The sequence below is a fragment of the Azospirillum sp. P4_B5 genome (assembly GCF_056402275.1).
The window spans coordinates 1-2,862 of sequence record NZ_JBFUHT010000112.1 but is presented as its reverse complement, the minus strand read 5'-3'; the positions used below and the strand labels follow the sequence as shown (position 1 = coordinate 2,862).

General features: G+C 63.6%; 2 protein-coding genes and 3 pseudogenes. 2 read left to right on the top strand and 3 right to left on the bottom strand.

All coding sequences use genetic code 11. From position 1 onward, the window contains the following. Positions 1–274: 274 nt before the first annotated feature. A pseudogene (locus tag AC1DVI_RS32145) lies at positions 275–499 on the bottom strand (IS5/IS1182 family transposase); the annotation flags it as partial. A gap of 284 nt (positions 500–783) precedes the next feature. On the opposite strand from AC1DVI_RS32145, the gene AC1DVI_RS32140 reads away from it, so the two are divergent. Beyond that, positions 784–1,362: a TetR/AcrR family transcriptional regulator gene (locus AC1DVI_RS32140; protein WP_476961433.1), complete on the top strand. Its 579-nt coding sequence runs from the start codon at positions 784–786 to the stop codon at positions 1,360–1,362. 137 nt (positions 1,363–1,499) lie between these two features. Continuing rightward, the gene (locus AC1DVI_RS32135; RefSeq protein WP_476961432.1) at positions 1,500–1,988 is read left to right on the top strand and encodes a hypothetical protein; all 489 of its coding nucleotides are present in this window, start codon (positions 1,500–1,502) and stop codon (positions 1,986–1,988) included. Between the two features lie 385 nt (positions 1,989–2,373). Here the strand turns inward: AC1DVI_RS32135 and AC1DVI_RS32130 are convergent. Then, positions 2,374–2,597 (bottom strand): annotated as a pseudogene (locus AC1DVI_RS32130) (ISL3-like element ISAzba9 family transposase); the annotation flags it as partial. Between the two features lie 31 nt (positions 2,598–2,628). Then, positions 2,629–2,862: pseudogene (locus tag AC1DVI_RS32125) on the bottom strand (IS256 family transposase); the annotation flags it as partial.

Genomic DNA, 2,862 nt, shown 5'->3' with positions numbered 1-2,862 from the left:
TCGATTGGTTCAACAACCGGCGCCTCCTCGAACCCATCGGCAACATCCCTCCCGCCGAGGCCGAAGCGCGCTATTATGCACAAACTGAGGACATCGCCATGGCGGCGTGACTCAACTAAATCGGCCTCCGGAAAACCTGGGGCGGTTCAGAAGCCCGTTCCGGCATGATCAGGGGAGGAGTGTGTCTGCGGCGCGCTTGGCGCTGTCTTCAGCGCCCACGGCCGCCGACGGATCAGGTCGTTGGCGCTCAAAGCCTGGATTTTCCGCCGCCATCTCCCAGCCGCGCACAGGTCTCATCACTCGCGAGGTCCGCGTAGCGCGCCTGACCGCCCGGTGTCGTTCGTGGAGCGGCCCGCCAGCCGGCGGTCGCGTCCTCATCGACCAAGAAGGTCAGGCTGCCGCGCCGGCGCAGCCCCGTTTCAGATGAGGACCAATTCGTCACCGTGAACCGCATCTTGGGGATGCGGTGGCGACGGGCAGCATTGTGCTTGAAAGGCATGGCGGGCGTGGTGGTCAGGGCAACGGGGCCGCCCTTCTACACGGCGCGTTCGCCCCCACCAACCGGTCCGGCTCGCCTCCGTGCACCAACACTGGGGCCATGGCCTACGGCATCAGCACTATCCGTGCAACAGCCCGACCTGGGGAGCAGATTTGCGTCTCGTCCCGCTACCATACTTGGTGCACCTCCGGCTCGCCACACCCACGGTTTAGGTGACGATACCCGTTGGTATGCGGACGTCAGGTTTGCGTTGACGAGCTTCCTACTAGTTGGTAGGTAAAGACATGAGGAACGCATCGACCAGAGCCGACGACATCCTAAGCTGTGCGCGCTCCCTGATCGCCAGGGGCGGCTACAACAGCTTCAGCTACGCCGACATTTCCAAGGTCGTCGGCATCCGCACCGCGAGCATCCACCACCATTTCCCTGGTAAGGCGGATCTGGTCCGCGTGCTGGTTGCGCAATACCGGCAGGAGGTCGAGGCCGGGCTTGCCGAGCTGGAGCGGAACGTCGCCGATCCGCTCGAACAGCTTCGCGCCTATCTCGGCTACTGGGAGGGGTGCTTCGCCGACACGACCGACCCGTTCTGCGTCTGCGCGCTCCTGGCGGGCGAGAGTCCGGTACTTCCCGAAGGGGTCGCTTTCGAAGTGCGGGCGCATTTCCGCAAGCTCGCAGACTGGCTCACCTCCGTCTTTGAGCGAGGCGCCGCACAAGGCCGTCTCCGGCTGGTCGGAACCGCCAGGAGCGATGCCGAATTGTTCATGGCCGGCGTGCATGGCGCGATGCTATCCGCTCGCGCCTATGGCGACGCCACGACCTTCGGAGCGATAGCCCGTCCTTTGCTGCAGCGAATCGTCGCTTGAAGCCGGCACGTGGCCAGGTGAATGAACGCATGCCAGTTTCACCTACCGACTGATAAGTAGATTTGGCGGCCTATGACGGCGTTGCCGAGTTGCCTGCTTTGCCGCTCTGCCCCACTGGATAAGAAAGGAAATCCCCCATGTTCGGAATTTCTCCGCTTGGCTGGGCTCATACGCTCGGCAGCCTGCCGGCCATTCCCATGGCCTTCTATATGTTTGCCCGCCATGGCCGGATCGTTCCCCGGTCCAAGGCGGGCGCCGCCTATCTCGTTTCCATGCTGATCGGCGCTTCGACGGTCTTCCTCGTGGCACATCAGCCGGTCAGCTACGTCATCGGCGCCGTGACGATCCTCCTCCTGCTTGCGGGCTATGGGGTCAAGGGAATTCTTGGGGCGGGGCGCTCGGCCGGATACATCGAGATCGTTTGTCTGAGCGTGAGCGCGTTTCTTCTGATGGTGCCGACCGTCAGCGAAATCCTGCGCCGTTTTCCGGACGGCCATCCTTTGGTGACTGACCTGAAGTCGCCGCTGCTCCTTGGCGCCCAGGGTGGCTTGGCGGTTATCCTGGTGGTCGGCCTGACCGCCCAGCTCCTCCACTTGGCAAGGCAGGGTAGGGCGGTCGCGAAGTAGGAGGCCAACGGAAAACCCGGTCGCCCCGTGAGGAGGCTCGAGCTCTCGATGTCCGCGTATCAACGGGTATCCAATGCAAGGCGGTAAAGCGTAGTTGGGTGGCGGCGGGCTCCTTCCTGGCCTCGCTCAAGTTAATGTGACGATGTCCTGCCGCGGTTGTTACGATGACGGGGCGGGCGGCGAGACGCCAGCCGGATGTCTGTTCGGTCATGCGGGAAACCACTGTTCGTTGTCTTGCATGTTGTCCGTCCGCCATTGTCAGCGGTGCGTGTGTGGATTTGCTCCGGCTCAGCGGTGAACCGTGCCTGTGCATCGTCTTGCAACACTGGGCTTTTCCAAGTTTTGTGTGGATGATCGGTGCGTGTTTCACTGCTTGATGTTCGCGTCAGGCATGACCGAGGACCCGAGCGCGCAGCAGATCGAAGCCGGCCCGGCCATGCATTGTGCGCTTGATCGCCTTCAGCCAGTTGACTGGCCCTCGACCTGCCCGCTGCTCCACGGCTCGCTCAGGGCGCCGCGCGCCGCGTCCTCGTCGCGGCGGATCCCGGCGGCGAACGGTGACAGCGCGCTGACCTCTGCCTCGCGCAGCCAACCATCGAATGGGTCGGGGAGCTATGCGGGAAAGTGGGTGATGGTCTGGTCAGGCGGCGCTCTGTGACGCGGTTTCCGTGACCTCGATGCCATCGCGGAATGTGACGCCCTGGATGACCTTGGGCAACTGGTTCTCCCCCTGCAGGCGACGCCAAGTCTTCGCGGCGGCGGTGATCAGCTTGAAGACCATCAGCTTGGCGGTCTCCTGCGAGAGCGCCCCCTTGGTGCGGACAGTCCGGTGGCGGACGGTGGCAAACACGCTTTCAATGGGATTCGTGGTCCG

Excerpts from the sequence above, each read along its gene's own strand:
- AC1DVI_RS32135 (WP_476961432.1), top strand. The coding sequence starts at position 1,500 with ATGTTCGGAATTTCTCCGCTTGGCTGGGCTCATACGCTCGGCAGCCTG.
- AC1DVI_RS32140 (WP_476961433.1), top strand. The coding sequence starts at position 784 with ATGAGGAACGCATCGACCAGAGCCGACGACATCCTAAGCTGTGCGCGC.